Here is a 16,795-nt window from a genome sequence, read left to right as displayed (position 1 = left end):
GATTCAACCGATCATCGATCAAATAAGCATTGAAAAATCCCCTGCCATCCTGTTTAATAGAATATAGAATCATAATTATATTCACTAATTAATATTATTATTAATTTAAAAGGGAGCTGACAGCTAGCATGACCAACCGCGTCGTCATCAACGCCGATCGTACACTGGGCACCATTAACCGCAACATTTACGGACATTTCGCCGAGCATCTCGGCCGCTGCATTTACGAAGGGATTTGGGTAGGCGAGGATTCGGATATCCCCAATACGCGCGGGATTCGTAACGATGTGTTGAAAGCGCTTCAAGCGCTGAGCATTCCTGTGCTGCGCTGGCCGGGCGGCTGCTTCGCCGACGAGTATCATTGGCGTGACGGCATCGGCGCGCGGGAGACGCGCAAGCGGATGATCAATACCCACTGGGGCGGCGTCGTGGAAAACAATCATTTTGGCACGCATGAATTCCTGATGCTGTGCGAGCTGCTGGGCTGCGAGCCTTACATTAACGGCAACGTCGGCAGCGGCACGGTGCAGGAGATGCAGGAATGGGTCGAGTACATGACGTTCGACGGCGAATCACCGATGGCCTCGCTGCGTGCGGAGAACGGACGGCAAGAGCCGTGGTCAGTGGGCTACTTCGGCGTCGGCAACGAGAACTGGGGCTGCGGCGGCAACATGCGGCCGGAGTATTACGCGGATTTGTACCGCAGGTATCAGACGTACGTGCGCAACTACGGCGATAATAAGATTTTCCGGATCGCGTGCGGCGCCAACGACTTCAATTACAACTGGACCGAAGTGCTTATGCGCGAAGCGGGCGGGTACATGGACGGTTTGACGCTGCACTATTATACGGTGCCTAACGTGTGGGCGGAGAAAGGCTCTGCGACAGACTTCGAGCCGAAGGATTGGTTCGGAACGCTACGCAAGGCGCTGGTGATGGACGAGATCGTAACCAAGCACAAGACGATCATGGACAAATACGATCCCGATAAGCGGATCAGCTTGATCGTCGACGAATGGGGGACGTGGTACGACGTGGAGCCGGGCACGAATCCGGGCTTCCTCTACCAGCAGAATACGATGCGGGATGCGCTCGTTGCCGCCGCGACCTTCCATATTTTCCACAAGCACAGCGACCGCGTGCGGATGGCGAATATCGCGCAGACGGTCAATGTCCTGCAAGCGGTCGTGCTGACGGAAGGCGGGCAAATGACGGTGACGCCGACGTACCATGTCTTCGAAATGTTCAAAGGGCATCACGACGCGGAGCTGCTGGACTTGGCTCATGAGCCGGCGCCGTACACGTATGACGGGGTATCCATCCCGCAGACAAGCGCCTCGGCATCCCGCGGGAAGGATGGCAGCATCTTGATCAGCCTGTGCAACCTCAGCCATGATCAAGAGGCGGAGCTGACGTTCGAACTTAGAGGGTTGGCGGAGAATAACGCGCCGATCAACGGTACATTGCTGCATGCCGAATCGCTGCAGGCGCATAACACGGTGGAGCAGCCCGAGCAAGTCAAGCAATCACCGTTCACCGCGGTGTCCCGCCAAGCGGACGGTACGGTGCGGGCGACGCTGCCGGCCGCATCCGTCGCGGTTCTGCGGATCGGGTAATGCAGGCCGGAGCGGAGAAGCGAGAGAACTGTAAGGGCTGCAGCGCGTCCGTCCATGTGACGGACGCGCAGATTGACCGGGTACTGAGCAAGCTGGCGCTGCATCCGGGCGATTGCGTCAGCGATGCGAGGTACGAGGCGAGACTCCGGCAGTGCACGGCCTGCCCGTCACTGCAGTACGGCTCGACGTGCGCGCATTGCGGCTGCTTCGTTCGCGTCAGGGCGAAGCTGGCAGTGAAGTCGTGTCCGCAGCCGGGCGGATCGCGCTGGAACGAACTCATAGCGGAGTAATAGGCTGCCTTCGGAGGTCATTATGAAATGACGCCGAGGCGGCTTTTTTTGCATGCAGAGGCTTGGTGGGATGATTTACTTCTATAGAAGCGTGTCGTCTTATGAAATTTTTATAAATGTGAATAAGCCACAATGGAAATACTGGTTAACCTAAGGGTGTCGTATCTGATTCTGAGATGGCTCGGTATCCGCAACTGATATTATGCACGGTGGTGATGGAGGTGTATGCTTAGTTGCGTGAAGTGAACTTGGCAACAATTAACGCATTCATTTCATGAATGAAACGGGGGAGCGACAATGAAGTTGACGTTAGAAACCGCATTGTGCGAACAATTTCGCATTCGATATCCGATTTTCCTCGCTGGTATGGCGGGAGGGCCGTCGACGCCTGAGCTGACGGCTGCAGTATCCGAAGCCGGCGGATTGGGAACACTCGGCGCTGCCTATATGGAGCCGGAAGCGATTCGCGCTGCGATCTTACGAATCCGTGAATTGACCGCTTCGCCTTTTGGCGTCAACCTATTCGTCGTGCGAGCGGACGATGATTATACGGGGATCCGGGACGTGCAGCGCGAACTCGATAAAGTTCGCGACCGACTCGGCATCCCGCGCGCGGCGGAAAGCAACGTAACGTCGCCGAACTTGTTTCATCAGCAAATCGCCGTTCTGCTTGAAGAGAAAGTGCCGGTTATCAGCACGGCTTTCGGCGTGCTGCCCGAGCCTTACATGAGTGAGGCCAAGTCGGCGGGTCTTCTAGTGGTCACGATGGTTACCACCGTCAAGGAAGCACAGCTTGCGGAGCAAGCGGGCTCTGATGCGGTAGTTGCCCAAGGCAGCGAGGCCGGCGGTCATCGGGGGACATTCGACATTGACGAACAACCGATGGGCGCCAATATCGGGACGATGGCATTGGTTCCGCAAATCGTGGACAAACTATCGATTCCGGTCCTTGCGGCTGGAGGCATCATGGACGGTCGAGGACTGGCGGCATCGCTAGCGCTTGGCGCGCAGGGCGTGCAGCTCGGAACTCGCTTCTTGACGGCGGCGGAATCAGGGACGAATCCGGCTTATCGGAAGGCGCTCCTTGCGAGCGACGAACAAAGCACGGTGCTCACGAAGGCCTTCTCGGGAAGACCGGCTCGCGGCATCGAGAATGCGTTCATTCGCGAATGGAATGCAAGCGGGATCGCTCCGCTCGCATTTCCAACGCAGAATACGGCTACGCGCGATATCCGCAATGCGGCCGCCAAGCAGCAGCTTGATGGGTATCTGTCGTTGTGGGCAGGGCAAGGAACACGAATGCTGACCGACGGTCAGCCAGCAGGCGAGATCGTAGCAGAAGTTTTGGAACAGGCTGCGTCAATCATCCATTAGGGGGAATGAGCGATGGATACTTTCAAAGCAGTTGTGGTTGATAAACAAGGCGACTCATTCTCGCTTGGGCTGCGGGAGTTAAGCATGACTGACCTGCCCATGGGAGATGTGACCGTACGTGTCGCATATTCCAGTATCAATTACAAGGATGGTCTTGCTGCGACCCCATCCGGCCGTGTTGTTCGGGCCTACCCAATCATTCCGGGCGTTGACTTGGCTGGAACGGTGATCGCATCTGCAGATTCGCGTTGGCGTGAAGGCGACGAGGTTTTTGCTACCGGCTGGGGCATGGGAACCGATGTCTTCGGCGGCTACAGTGAATATGCACGTGTATCCGGTGATTGGCTGACGGCACGGCCGTCTGGCTTGTCGCTGCGCGAAGCGATGATTGTCGGCACGGCTGGGTTCACGGCAGCGCTCTCGATCCATCGACTTGAAGCGAGCGGCTTGACGGTTGATTCCGGCAAAGTGCTCGTGCTTGGCGCAACCGGCGGCGTCGGCAGTCATGCCGTGGCCATGCTCGCTCGGGCCGGTTACGAGGTAACGGCCAGCACCGGCAAAGCTTCCGAGCATGCGTATCTCCGAAGCCTCGGCGCGAAGGAGATCATCGGTCGTGAAGCACTGCTTCCGGCGGAAGGCGACCGTAAACCGATGCGCTCGGAGCAGTGGGCGGCAGCCGTGGATCCTGTCGGCGGAGCATCGCTGGCCTATGTACTCAGCACGCTCCGATACGGCGGTTCGGTTGCATTAAGCGGCGTGACCGGCGGCGGCGAATTCCCAGCAACCGTGTATCCCTTTATTCTCCGAGGCGTCAATTTGCTAGGAATCGACTCCGTATACGCCTCGCCTCAGCTGCGTGAACAGCTATGGCTGCGAATCGGCTCCGATTGGAAGCCGCCGCAGCTCGAAGCAATGGTGTCGTCCGAGATTTCGTTGGAACAGCTGCCGGGTGCGCTTCCTGCTATTCTCAGCGGCGGCGTCCGCGGCAGAACCATTGTGCGTATTTCCCGTTAGCTGAGGGGCTTGCAGTGTCCGCTTCGTTTTATACACATTGGCTCTGTATCTAAATGCTTACTAAAACAAACAACATTGGAGTGATAATACATGAAAACATTGATTATTGTTACGCATCCTAACCTTACGGCTTCCCGCATCAACAAGGCTTGGCTGGAGGAGCTGCGCAAGCATTCCGAGCTTACGATTCACGAGTTGGCACAGTCATATCCGGATGAAGTCATTGACGTGGCAAGGGAACAGAAGCTGATCGAAGCGCATGACCGCATTATTTTGCAATTCCCGATGTTCTGGTACAGCACGCCTTCGCTGCTAAAAAAATGGTTCGACAACGTGCTTGAATACGGGTGGGCTTACGGTCCTGACACAACGGTCATGCCTGGCAAAGAGTTCGGCGTCGCTGTCTCCACCTACGGATCGACGGCATCGTATCAACCCGGCGGAGCTAATCGTTTCACGCTGCAAGAAATTTTGCGTCCGATCGAAGCAACCATTTATTTCATGGGCGCAACTTACTTGCCTCATTTCACGCTAAACGATGCTCCGAACGTAACGGACGAGCAGCTCGAGCAAAGCAAAAAGGCGTATGTCGCTTATATAAAATCCGAGTCCAAATAAATAACAGGGGGAATAAGTTTTATGAAGATCACAGGTAAAGTATATGTCGTTACTGGCGGGAGCAGCGGGATCGGTAAAGCAACTGCAATCGAGCTCGTGAAACAAGGCGCAAATGTCGTCATTAACAGCCGGACCGAGCAATCGCTCGCTGCAGCAGCGAAAGAAATTGATCCAACTGGCGCGCACGTACATTATGTAGCCGGCGACGCTTCGGATCCAGAGGTTGCAAAGCGTCTCATTGACGAAACCGTGAAACGGTTCGGACGTATCGATACGCTCGTTAACAACGCCGGTATTTTCATTGCTAAACCGTTCACGGGCTATACGCAGGAAGAGTTCACGACGTATCTGTCTACCAACGTCATCGGGTTCTTCCATGTCACGCAGCAAGCAATGAAGGAGATGGAAAAGCAAGGCTCGGGCCACGTGGTCAGCATTACGACAAGCTTGGTCGATAACCCAAGCGTTGAAGTGCCTTCCGTGCTTGCTTCGTTGACCAAAGGCGGCTTGAACGGTGCAACCAAATCGCTGGCAATCGAGTATGCCGCGCGGGGTATCCGCGTGAACGCCGTATCGCCGGGCACGATCAAAACGCCGATGCATCCGGAAGAGACGCATGCGGCACTAGCTGTCATGCACCCAATGATGCGCATGGGCGAGATGCATGAAATCGTGGATGCAATCTTGTATCTTGATGGCGCGCAATTCGTAACCGGCGAAATTCTTCATGTAGACGGCGGACAAGCTGCCGGACATTAATCGAAACGTAGAGGAGGCAAAGCTATGCCAGTCGTAACCATTCAAGTTACCCGTGAGGGTACTGTTCCAAGCCGCGACTCAGTTACGGCTGAAGAGAAGGCCGAGCTGATCAAAGGCGTAAGCGAGCTTCTGCTCAAGGTGCTGAATAAGCCGATGGAATCGACTTTCGTCATTATCGAGGAAGTCGATACGGACAATTGGGGCTGGGGCGGACTGCCTGCCCTTGAATTCCGGAAGCAGCGCGCTGCGAAATCCGAGTAAAGCAAAGCTGCGATTGTGAACTGTCCTTCGATAAAACAAACCCAGTGCCTAACGGCACTGGGTTTGTTGCATAACTACTTATTGATGCTTACATCAAGCCAATGATGAGTCCGCTGAGCAGGTATGATGTCAGGTGATACCCGATGGTGATGAAATAGAGCGAAAGCTTACGGCCTTCGAACAGGTAGTTCATGCCGATCTTGACGGCGATGGCAAGTCCGATGATCAAGCCGAGCAACAAACCGGAAGAGACACTCTGTCCGCCATCAACGGTCATCAAGAGCCCGAGCAGGAACACGCCGATCAGTGCCGTCGCCGCAGTCAGTACGTAGGTCATTGCACCGCCGGACATGTCCGCCATGTTCAGGCCAACCTGCTTCGCCCAAGCTTTGCCGAATAACACCGGCGAATACCATAGAAAGCCGAGTACCATCGTGACCACCGTCGCGACCAAGATACCCCAATAATGAATAGCTCCGAAATCCAGCATGTTTCGCCCCCGAGATTATATTTTATATTTGCCTTTTAATCGAAGTCTATCATAAGCTTGAAGGAGTGACTACGATAATTGCGCAATACGCGTGCAGGAGGCGATTTCCATGCAAGTAACGACACTCACCAAGCAAGGCGTTGGCAAATGGAACGAGGATGCGCTCGTACGCGGCGGGGATGGCCGCCTCTTCGGCGTGATCGACGGCGCGACTTCGCTGGCGGCTTATCGCGGCCCTGGCGGCGAGACCGGCGGATATTTGGCGGCGCAGCTTGCTGCCGGGGCTTGTGAAGCGCAAGGGGACCGGAGCTTACTGGAGCTGTTGACGGATGCCAATGCGAAGCTTCGGTCCGCCATGGAAGGCGCAGGCATCGCCTTAGATCAGCCGGAAGCGCTATGGAGCGCTTGCGCGGTGCTGGTGCGCATAAGCGACAAGTGGATTGAATACGCGCAGCTTGGCGACTGCATGCTGGCCGTTTATTACGTCGACGGCACCATTCGCGTCGTTACGCATGATCAATTGGCGCATGTCGATGATCGAAGCAAGGCTGTTTGGACGGCAGGCATCGCCGCCGGTCTGATGACTGCAGAGCAATTATGGGCGCATGTGCGCCCGCAAATTATCGCCGGCCGAGCCATTGCGAACCGGCCGGGCGGATACGGCGTACTGAACGGCGACCCCGGCTTCGCGGATTTCGTGGAGTTCGGGCGCATAAGCAGCTCCGGCGTCGCTGCGCTGCTGTTGTTCTCGGACGGTCTCTACATCCCGAAGCCTGCCGGGGAATCGGACAAGGACAGCGCTGCCGATATCGCGGCTCGGGTCCGGGATATGGGCTTGGACAGCTACGCGGCATGGCTGACAGCGCTGGAAGAGTCGGACCCGGACTGCACGCGGTATCCGAGAATGAAAAAGTCCGATGATAAAACAGCAATATGGCTCGATTTGACGGTCTAGAAGCCGTGCTCGGCCGCATAACGGCCCCAGTGCGGCCGTCTCCCGTCGGCATCAGCGAACCCGTATTCCTTGGACAAGTCCCAGGAGGTCAGCGCCTTGCCGCGTATGCAGTGAATGCGACCAGAACGGCTCGCCCCAGACGGTCAGCGGATCGCCGCCCCAAATATCGTTCACCAAGATGTCCAGCTGTCCATCCTGTTCAGCGGCGACCCGTTCAAACAGCGCCTTCACTTCATTCTCGACGGCATAGTCGGTTCGCACGGCAATGCCAAGTCCCCCCGCGGCCGTGACGAGCCGCGCCGTTTCCTCGATCGTTTCGCTGCGTCCCATGTCGGACAAGCTGCCCTCCGTGCTTCTCCCCGTTACGTATACCGTTGCACCTGCCGTACCTAGCTGTACGGCAATTCCGCGTCCAGCCCCTCGCGTCGCTCCGGCGACGACGGCAATTTTTCCTTCTAATGGTTTCCTCACGATTCATGTGTCTCCCTTCTTGTTTGGATGTAACACCCTCACGTCCTTCAGTGTATCCTCAATCCACTGACAACTACTGACATGGAAGGGAAATCATCATTTACGATTTTTAAACAGAACATTAACTTCACGTGCACAATACTTTTATAAACTTGTACCTACACGTGTTGCGACATTTTCCAACAAAATCCGCTACGTTGCAGCATTTACATAGTAGAACAGGGAGTGTGTTTATTCAGTGAGTAAGAAGAAGGTTCAAAAGCTGGCACTCGGCGCGTTGATCGGCAGTTTGCTGGCAGGCCTGATCACGCCTTACGGCGCAGGCGTCGCGAACGCAGACGTGTCGGTAGAGGCGCTTGATTTCTCGAAGGTGCCCAAGTTGTTAATAACGGAGCTTGTGCCGGATAGCACGAATGTATCTGGTGTATCGTCTGATGCATATGAGTTCGTAGAAGTGTATAACAATTCTACCGTCCCTGTTTCCCTTGACGGGAACAGTTTAGTTTATCATTACAATGATAACAGTAAGCCGGATGCTGCATGGCCATTAACGCGCTCGACCGATCATCCTGTCATTCCGCCTAAGCAAGCCATCGTCCTGTGGATTATGAATGCGGATAATACTGCTTATTCGGCGAGCCAATTCAATACGATCTACAGCACAACGCTCACGGAAGGGACCAACTTATTCCGCGTCAACGGCGGCGGCGGTATGGCAAATGATGCTACACGTGAGCTGTTTCTTAAAGATAGTAGTGGAAATAAATTATCATCTGCAAGTTATGATTCGGTCGCTAATACAGGCTATTCGAATCCCAATAAAGGGATGTTCTATTCTTACCCAACCGACGGAAGCGCGAATAGCACCTTGGTTACGGACGGTATTTACGCCGCAGGCGTCCACGCCGCTACGCCAGGCACTGTCGAAAGCATTTTCATGCCGACCCTGGCATTCGATGAGCTTCCGCAGCCTGCGCTCGGGATCAATCATACGCCTGTAACGGATGTCAACGAAGGCAGCGACGTAGCCCTGAACGCTACGGTATCCGCGTCGAACGGCGCAGATCTAACAAAGGCTGCCGCAACGCTCTTCTATAAATCGGATTCGGAGAATGCGTTCACTTCCGTTCCTATGACGATTAATGCAGGTAACTCCACATCGGAGCTATCCGTTTTCGAAGGGTCCATTCCGAAGGAGAAGCTGCTGGACAGCAAACTGGAATATTATATTGAGGCAACTGACGGCACGACGACCAAAGACACGGCGCACTATACGGTCAATGTTCACTTCAGCGTGCCGCAGCCTGCCATTGCGATCGACCATACGCCTGTGAAGGACGGTATCGACGACAGCAATCTGGAGATGATCGCGTCGGTATCCGCATCGAACGGAGCGGACCTATCCAAGGCTACGGCCAGCATCTACTACAAACTGGATTCGGAATCAACCTACACGGCAGTTCCGATGACGTTGAACCCGGACAAATCGACGCCGGAGAAATCCGCCTTCGAAGGCGCCATCCCGAAAGATAGATTGCTGCAGAAGAAGCTGCAATACTATATCGAAGCGACCGACGGTACGACCAAGAAGGATACGGACGTCTATAACGTCGATATTCGCCCGAGTTTAAACTATAACTACGTGCCAACGATCCTGATCACGGAGCTGAATCCAAATTCTGCGAATAAGCTGGATCCGGTCGGAAATTCCCTTGACGGATATGAGTTTATCGAGGTCTACAACAACTCGGATCGCACAATCAACCTGAAGGATTACAAGCTGATTTATCTGTATACGAACCAAACGAAGGAGACGCAGTGGGAGACAGGCGATGTCGTCATCCCTTCCCAGAAATCCGCGGTTCTTTGGATAGGCAATGCCGCGAGCAAGCTCTTGACGGCGGCGGACTTTAATAATCATTTCGGTACGAGCCTGACGATGGGGCAGGATCTGGTTCAGATCGCAAACGACGGCATGGCGAACGGCGGCGCGCGCAGTATCGTTATTCGTAATGGCGCTAACCAAGAGATCGTCTCGGCGCACTACGAAGCGCAAGTAAGCAGCATCGAGGACAAGCCTCTGCTCTACAAATATCCGGATGACGGTACGACGGCTATGCTGCTCGATTCGTTCGGCACGCAGGCGGCAACCCCTGGTATCATCGTTAAGAATCAAGTGCCTAAGATGCCGGCTTCGCTTCCGGGCGAAGGGCAGAACGAGAAACCTGTTATCAACCACACGCCGGTCACGCATGCAGAACCTAACGTGAATCTGCAGATTACCGCGGAAATCACGAACAAGGAAAGCGACGAGGGAATGGTTGATCCCGTAACGGCAAACGTTTTTTACAAAACGGCTTCGCAGACCGCATTCACGGCTGCGCCGATGAACGTGACCACGGGGCATACGTACTTGGCTGATATTCCGAGGCAAGAGCTGAAGGAAGCCACGCTGCAATATTACATCGAAGTCAAGGATGCTAAGAATACAGTCGTTTCGGATACGTACACAGTCAGTGTCAACGTGCCGGATTTCGACACGCAGAAGGTCCCGCAGCTTCTAGTAACTGAAGCAGTTCCCAATACGGTGAACGTTGGCAGCGCGGACGGCTACGAATATGTAGAGCTTTACAATAACACCGATAAAGCTATCAATCTGAAAGATTACAAGCTGTATTACCGTTATACGGACTCCGGTCCCGATGCGGACATCGTTTGGCCGACGGACAGCGAAAGCATGATGATCGGCTCAGGCAAGACGATCGTGTTCTGGATTATCAACAGCGCGAACACTGCGAAGACAGTAGTAGACTTCAACAACACTTACCAGACGAATCTGGTAGAAGGTCAGGATATTTTCAAAATGTATGCGGACGGTATGGCGAATACCAGCAAACGCGGTATCGTGATCGGCACCAATACGCATGTGGATATTTCGTCTGCATACTACGACGGGTCGCAGACGAACGAAACCAAAGACAGCAAAGCGATTGTTTATGGCTTCCCGACCAACGGAAGCACAACGATGATCAAGCAGAGCGCAGGTATCGAAACACCAACGCCAGGCAGCGTAACCCAAGCTCAAGTGCCATCTGTACCGGTAATCGTTGCGGATGACCAAACAGCGCCGACCATCACTGACCTGACTGGCGTGACTAACATCGACCAGTCCAAGGATCTGGCGATCGAAGGCGATGCACAGGACAGCCAAGGCATTAAATCGGTTAAACTGTTCTACAAATCCAACAAGGATGCGAACTATGCAAACCGCTACCTGTATCGGGATTATAACGATTTTATGTACCACTTCAAGCTCTACTCGCCCGACCTGATCGGCAAAGCGTCGATTCAATACTATTACGTGATTTCGGATGGCACCCATGAAGTGACTTCCGCTACGTATACGGTCGCGATTACAGGCGGCGGAGATCGTTCCAATCTGCGATTGAACCTGAAAGACGGCGATATCATCGGCGGAACGAAGGTCATTAAAGGTACAGCCGAATCTGCAGTTCCGGATACGCTGACGCTCGGCATTGACGGACAAGCATTGACCGGCAATACGTACCATGCCCTGGAGAAGGACGCATCGTTTGCGTTCGAGGCGAATGCCGTCAACTACTACTTCAAGAACGGCGTTACGATGGGTCAAGAAATTTTGCATATTTTCATGGATCCGATTAATACGTATCAAACGTTGACCATTCCGATTACGGCCAATCGGTTGAAGCTTGGCGGAAACGTCATTTCGATCCGGGCAGGTACGAAATCCTCGCCATTCGATGACCGTCCGGAAGAGAACAAAGACGATTTCACGGTTAAAAATGTCCGTCTCGTTTTTGCCGACGGTACTGTAGTGTACGATCCGAAGTACAGCAATCCGGTAACGGAGCTTAAAATGGGCGACAGCGCGGGTAAAAACCCAGTAGTCGATTTTAACTTTAATTTACCGGCGAGCGCGCTGAATTCCAACGCGTACGACTGGAACACAGCGACAATGGCAGACGGTCCGCATCAAGTGACTGTCAGCAGCGCGGCGTTTGGCCAAGTGAAAGCCAATATCAAGGTCGATAATACGGCTCCTGCCGTTACGCCATCGATCGAGAACGGCAAAACGTACCGCGGCGCATTTACGCTCGATGCACAGGTGACGGATGCTATTGCAGGCTTAAAATCGTCCGAGGCTTCCCTGGACGGCAAAGTAATCAAGCTGCCTTATGCAACGTCTTCATCGAAATTGAGCCCAGGTTCGCATATTTTTACGATCAAGGCAGAGGATAACGTCGGCAACGTAACGGAGCAGAATCTGTCGTTTACCGTACCGAACGAGAATCCGGTTAAACCGGAGCTGGTTACCCCAGGCAACGAAGCAAACGATGCAGCTCCGAATCTTTCCGTTAACGTACAGGATCCAACGGAAGATCCGATGAACGTTAGTTTCTATAAAGGATATCTGTTCGACAGCAGTCACCGTACAGGATTTACGGCTTATAAGAATGCAACGGACACCGAGCCGCCGAAGATACTGAAGCCGGATGGTGAAACGGCATTGGATCAGGACGAATATAACCTGGTCGGCAAGGCAGACGGTCAATATTTAAACAATGATTCCGACGAGAAATTCCCGTACCACCGTTTCGAAGTGAAGCTGGACCGGACGGTGAAAGAGACGGATAAAGTGGAAATCGATTGGCAGGGCAAATCGCTCGAAGGACGTCAGGTCACGATGTACGCTTGGAGTCCTGCGGCGGGCAACTGGAAGAAGCTCGACGAGAAGCTTGCGGGCAATGAAGCATTCAGCCTGACGGCGGAAGTACCGGCTGGTGATTTCGCCGTCGATGGAACCATTCACGTTATCGTGCAGGATCAATTGCCGGTTAAGCAGGATGATTACGACTTCAGCTTCGTCTGGATGTCGGACACGCAGTACTATTCCGAAAGCTATCCGGAAATCTACCAAGGCAACGTGAAGTGGATCGTCGATCACAAAGACGATATGAAGATTAAATATGTTATCCACACCGGTGATATCGTCGATGAAGCGGATAAAGAGTACCAATGGAAAGAAGCAAGCAAAGACATGAAGGTGCTTGAAGATGGCAACGTGCCTTACGGCGTTCTCGCTGGTAACCATGACGTTTCCCATCAATATGCCGATTATACGAAGTTCGATGAGTATTTCGGCGAAGACCGCTTCAAAAATCAACCCACTTACGGCGGTTCGCATGAGAACAATCGCGGTCACTATGACCTGATCTCTGCCGGCGGTAATGATTTCATCATTATTTATATGGGCTGGGATATCCGCGACGAGGATATTCAATGGATGGACGATGTTGTAAAAGCGTACCCGGACCGCAAGGCGATTCTCGATTTCCATGAGTATTTGCTCGTGTCCGCGAACCGGGCGCCGATCTCCGAGAAAATCCATGAGAAAGTCGTTGTGCCGAATAAGAACGTCATTGCCGTGCTTTGCGGTCATTATCACGATGCCGAGAAGCTGGTAGACAAGATCGACGATAACGGAGACGGTGTTCCGGACCGCAACGTGTATCAGCTGCTGGCTGACTATCAAGGTGCGGAGAAGGGCGGCCTCGGTTACATCCGACTGCTTCAGTTCGATGTGAAGAATAACAAGATTCACGTGAAGACGTACTCACCGTACTTGGATGACTACAATTACTATGATCCGACTACGTACCCGGGTAAGGACGAATTTGATCTTGACGTTGATTTGCAGCCGATGCACAAGCAGGTTGCGACGGATTACTTCGGCGTGAAAGTGTACACCAGTGAATTGATTGGCAAGCAGGACAATGTAGTCAGCGGCTCCTCGGCGTCAGCGAAGTGGAGCGGATTGTCGCAAGGTAAGTATTATCAATGGTATGCCGTAGCTGAGGATGCATTCAGCGGCTATACCCGTTCCGATATTTGGGGGTTCACGGCAGGCAGCGACGATAGCGGCAATGGCGGCAATGGCGGCAATGGCGGCAACGGCGGCAATGGCGGCAATGGATCGCCAACGGCACCAACAGACCCGGGCAAACCGACGGACCCAGTTACACCAACCGATCCGGGCAAACCGACGGACCCAGGTAAGCCAGTTCCTCCGGCCACAACGCCGTTCAAGGACGTGGACAAGCATTACGATTGGGCTAAGGATGCAATCGGTATACTATCTGCCGAAGGCATCATTAACGGCACCTCCGAGAAAACGTTCGAGCCGGCCAAGAACATGACGAGAGCCGACTTTATGGTCATGCTGGTCCGTCTGCTGGATCTCAAATCAACAGGCAGCACCAGCAGCAACTTCAGCGATGTCAAAGCATCGGATTACTACTATGAATCGCTCGCCATTATGAAACAGCTTGGCATTGCCACAGGCGTAGGCGGCAATAAGTTTAATCCGAAGGCGAGCATCTCGAGACAAGAGATCATGGTGCTTCTGCAGCGGGCGCTGCAAGCGACCGGCAAGCTGAAGCTGAGCGGCTCCGATGCCGATCTTGACGGGTTTAAGGATACCTCTAAGCTGGCCGAATACGCGAAGGACGCTGCGGCGGCCATGGTCAATGCAGGCATCGTTCAAGGCAGCGATGACGCGCTGAACCCGGCGGGCAAAGCGACAAGAGCGGAAACCGCGCAGATGATCTACCGCGTTTACCTGCTGCTGCAGCAGCAAGGAAGCAACTAATGATGTATGAAGCGAGGCGCCCGGTTCACTAAGCGGCGTATTTCGCCCATGAAGATGGAAGGAGCCGTTCCTGGTCACCGCTGGTGATTTGGGACGGCTCCTTTTTGATTGGCAGACACTGTCATTACTCGTTATACTGGACAGAAACAATCAATAAGGTGGGTTACGATTTATGTGGTTTGTATTATTCATTCTTGCCATTGCGGGATTCGAAGGATTGTCCATTCTGGTGTCCCGCGATGACCTCAAGCGATTCGACGCTTCCATCATCGGCATGGTGCAGGGCTTGGAAAACGATTCGCTCACGCATACAGCCAAATTTCTGAGCAAGATCGGTACTTCATCGGTCGTCATCCCGCTGCTGCTGATCGTCTCTGCGGTCTTGTTTATCGTGCTGAAGCACCGCAGGGAGCTTGTGCTGCTGATCGGCGGGATGCTAGGCTCTACACTCCTGAACCACCTGCTGAAGGCGATATACAAACGCGCCCGCCCGGACATTCACCGCATCGTGGAGGAGCAGGGGTTCAGCTATCCGAGCGGCCATTCCATGGCGGCGTTCACGTTTTACTTTCTCCTCACTTACTTGCTGTGGCGGCATCTGCCGAACCGGGGATGGCGCGCCGTGCTGCTGCTGTTCAGCGCGGGCATGATCGTGAGTATCGGACTAAGCCGAATCTACCTCGGCGTGCATTACCCGTCGGACATTCTTGCCGGCTATTGGGTCAGCGCCTGTTGGGTGGCCCTGTGCATCCGCTTGTTCCGTTATTGGAGGCGTGCGCGCAACTAGGCATATGGACCCTTTGACGCATTGTAAGCAGCTGCCTCTATCGTATACGATTAAGAGTAATAATGATTATTCTGGTCATAGGGAGAGGGCTGTTATGAAACGTTGGATTGGACTCGCCATCGCGCTTGTCGTCGTTTTTGCATCTCTGGCAGGAACGGCGTCTGCAGCAACTGGAAGCACCGAGATTAAAGTAAAGCTGAACGGGGAATGGGTGATTTTCCCTACGCCGCCCGTGCTGCTGAATGGCAAGACATACGTGGAATTCCGTACGCTCTTCACGAAGCTTGGTTACAGCATCGATTACGATGCCGCAACCAAAACCATTAAAGCCGCGTCCGACGCGCGCAGCATTCAGATGACGCCGACTGGCACGTCCGCGCTCGTTAACGGCACGAAAGTACCGGTAAACGGCGAAATGAAGCTGCTGAATGGCCGTACTTTGGTCGGCGTTCGCTTCATCGCGACGCTGTCCGACAAGAAAGTCGCTTGGGACGGCGCCAAGAAACTGGTGACGATCGAGGACAAAGGGCCGACAGCGCAGCAGCAGGCGGAACTGTTTGCTGTCATCAAAGGACTCGGAGCCGCCGAGGATAAGCAGGATGCGGATGCCTTCATGGCGCTGTTCCATTCGCAGTCTCCGATTCGCGATGCGCTGAGCGCGACGATTCACAGCGAATTCGCGAAGCTTCACACTCACACCGATTACATGGAAATGTCGGTCGACGAATATTCGGCGACGCAAGCGGTTGTCTACGCCGTGGAAGACACGAAGAAAATCAGCGGCACAGGCTTCTATCCTAACGTGGAGAACGAAATCATCTACACGCTCCGCAAGGAAGCAAGCGGCCAATGGGCCATCTACGACGTGGAGCAGCTTTCGGTAGAAGCGCTTGACGAGGATAGCCTGTGGGCGCAGGAAGTGCAAGCGCCGGATGCGGACAAAACCGCGATCAACGCGATTCTGGGTGCCCAGAACGCAGCGCTGACTGCGAACGACAAGGAAGCGTTCAAAGCGACGTATGTGACGTCTGCACCCGGCCTGGACGATGAATTCGCTTCGTGGGAGGATTTCTTCAGCGATGATACATCCGTCTTCTCTTCGAAGGTGACGCGCACGGCCATCGTCGAGCTGAACGAAGACAGTGCCACGCTATTGGCCGACGAAGTGTTCACCATTACCTCCAAGGATGATCCGACCGATACGTCCTCGTTCCGGTCGCTGACCGCTTATAAGCTGCAGAAGCAGGATGGCAAATGGCTGTTTGCGCCAGGCGCAGCCGAGCTTGCCGGCAATGAGGTCGAAGACGGGAAATAACAAGGGAAGCCTGCTCGTGTCCTTCATGGACGCGGGCAGGTTTTTTTATATACAGGACGATGCACTCGCCGTTCATGCATGCAAGAACGGCGAGTGCTGCCAGGTGGGTAGCATTTCCTGCGGAATCCGGCTTATTTTCACATGGTGTTCATAA

Annotated in this window: 12 protein-coding genes and 1 pseudogene; 11 read left to right on the top strand and 2 right to left on the bottom strand. The window is 54.0% G+C overall.

Annotated features, from left to right (window positions below; translation table 11 throughout):
- Positions 1-128 precede the first annotated feature (128 nt).
- The 7 genes from KXU80_RS14430 to KXU80_RS14400 all read left to right on the top strand — a co-directional run bounded on the left by KXU80_RS14430 (position 129) and on the right by KXU80_RS14400 (position 5,932).
- Positions 129-1,616: an alpha-N-arabinofuranosidase gene (locus KXU80_RS14430; RefSeq protein ID WP_219833975.1), complete on the top strand. Its 1,488-nt coding sequence runs from the start codon at positions 129-131 to the stop codon at positions 1,614-1,616.
- Entirely contained in the window at positions 1,616-1,906 is a 291-nt protein-coding gene (locus KXU80_RS14425) for a DUF6171 family protein (RefSeq protein ID WP_219833974.1), read from the top strand. The genes KXU80_RS14430 and KXU80_RS14425 overlap by 1 nt, the downstream gene beginning before the upstream one ends.
- Positions 1,907-2,203: 297 nt before the next feature.
- Entirely contained in the window at positions 2,204-3,280 is a 1,077-nt protein-coding gene (locus tag KXU80_RS14420) for an NAD(P)H-dependent flavin oxidoreductase (RefSeq protein WP_219833973.1), read from the top strand.
- Positions 3,281-3,292: 12 nt separating this feature from the next.
- Complete coding sequence (locus KXU80_RS14415; protein ID WP_219833972.1) at positions 3,293-4,294, top strand: acrylyl-CoA reductase family protein; 1,002 nt, start codon at positions 3,293-3,295, stop codon at positions 4,292-4,294.
- Between the two features lie 90 nt (positions 4,295-4,384).
- On the top strand, positions 4,385-4,912 hold the full coding sequence (locus tag KXU80_RS14410) for an NAD(P)H-dependent oxidoreductase (RefSeq protein ID WP_219833971.1): 528 nt from the start codon (positions 4,385-4,387) through the stop codon (positions 4,910-4,912).
- 21 nt (positions 4,913-4,933) lie between these two features.
- Positions 4,934-5,671, top strand: coding sequence for an SDR family NAD(P)-dependent oxidoreductase (locus tag KXU80_RS14405; RefSeq protein WP_219833970.1), 738 nt, complete (start codon positions 4,934-4,936; stop codon positions 5,669-5,671).
- A 24-nt stretch (positions 5,672-5,695) separates the two neighbouring features.
- Complete coding sequence (locus tag KXU80_RS14400) at positions 5,696-5,932, top strand: tautomerase family protein (RefSeq protein ID WP_219833969.1); 237 nt, start codon at positions 5,696-5,698, stop codon at positions 5,930-5,932.
- 88 nt (positions 5,933-6,020) lie between these two features.
- On the opposite strand, the gene KXU80_RS14395 is transcribed toward KXU80_RS14400, so the two are convergent.
- Positions 6,021-6,422 (bottom strand): DUF1761 domain-containing protein, encoded by a 402-nt coding sequence (locus KXU80_RS14395; RefSeq protein ID WP_219833968.1) that lies wholly within the window; start codon positions 6,420-6,422, stop codon positions 6,021-6,023.
- Between the two features lie 109 nt (positions 6,423-6,531).
- Between KXU80_RS14395 and KXU80_RS14390 the strand changes: the two genes are divergently transcribed.
- Positions 6,532-7,377, top strand: coding sequence for a protein phosphatase 2C domain-containing protein (locus KXU80_RS14390; protein ID WP_219833967.1), 846 nt, complete (start codon positions 6,532-6,534; stop codon positions 7,375-7,377).
- Positions 7,378-7,482: 105 nt separating this feature from the next.
- On the opposite strand, the pseudogene KXU80_RS14385 reads toward KXU80_RS14390, so the two are convergent.
- Positions 7,483-7,851, bottom strand: a pseudogene (locus KXU80_RS14385) (SDR family NAD(P)-dependent oxidoreductase); the annotation flags it as partial.
- Between the two features lie 235 nt (positions 7,852-8,086).
- Here KXU80_RS14385 and KXU80_RS14380 point away from each other — a divergent pair.
- From KXU80_RS14380 to KXU80_RS14370, 3 genes are all read left to right on the top strand, one after another.
- Positions 8,087-14,539, top strand: coding sequence for an S-layer homology domain-containing protein (locus tag KXU80_RS14380; RefSeq protein ID WP_219833966.1), 6,453 nt, complete (start codon positions 8,087-8,089; stop codon positions 14,537-14,539).
- Positions 14,540-14,711: 172 nt separating this feature from the next.
- On the top strand, positions 14,712-15,326 hold the full coding sequence (locus KXU80_RS14375; protein WP_219833965.1) for a phosphatase PAP2 family protein: 615 nt from the start codon (positions 14,712-14,714) through the stop codon (positions 15,324-15,326).
- A gap of 94 nt (positions 15,327-15,420) precedes the next feature.
- Complete coding sequence (locus KXU80_RS14370; protein WP_219833964.1) at positions 15,421-16,641, top strand: stalk domain-containing protein; 1,221 nt, start codon at positions 15,421-15,423, stop codon at positions 16,639-16,641.
- Positions 16,642-16,795 lie beyond the last annotated feature (154 nt).

It is taken from the genome of Paenibacillus sp. R14(2021), assembly GCF_019431355.1.
In the GTDB taxonomy this organism is placed as follows: domain Bacteria; phylum Bacillota; class Bacilli; order Paenibacillales; family Paenibacillaceae; genus Paenibacillus_Z.
The sequence above is the reverse complement of the archived record's forward strand: the minus strand, read 5'-3'. Positions and strand labels throughout refer to the sequence as shown.